1 protein-coding gene is annotated in these 251 nt (G+C 44.2%); it reads left to right on the forward strand.

What is annotated here, in order from left to right; all coding sequences use genetic code 11:
* Positions 1 to 251, forward strand: a 251-nt coding sequence (locus tag Q4528_RS14975; RefSeq protein WP_303522473.1) for a cation:proton antiporter domain-containing protein, incomplete at both ends; no start/stop codon positions are given.

Genomic DNA, 251 nt, shown 5'->3' on the forward strand with positions numbered 1-251 from the left:
GGTATTAGTAGCATTGGCGAGCTATCAAGCACAGGCATTGTTGTTTTGTCTTTCGCTCTATGCTTTTCCAGTACCGTGTTTGCGGTAAAAGTATTAGAAGATAAGAGTGAGATGAATGCACTTTATGGTCGTGTGGCCATTGGTATATTGATCATGCAAGATATCTTCGCAGTAGTATTTTTAGCCGCCACCACCGGCAAACTACCAACCATGTATGCGCCTTTCTTATTGCTACTGTTGCCGCTTCGCCC

Source organism: Staphylococcus pasteuri (assembly GCF_030547725.1).
Classification (GTDB): domain Bacteria; phylum Bacillota; class Bacilli; order Staphylococcales; family Staphylococcaceae; genus Staphylococcus; species Staphylococcus pasteuri.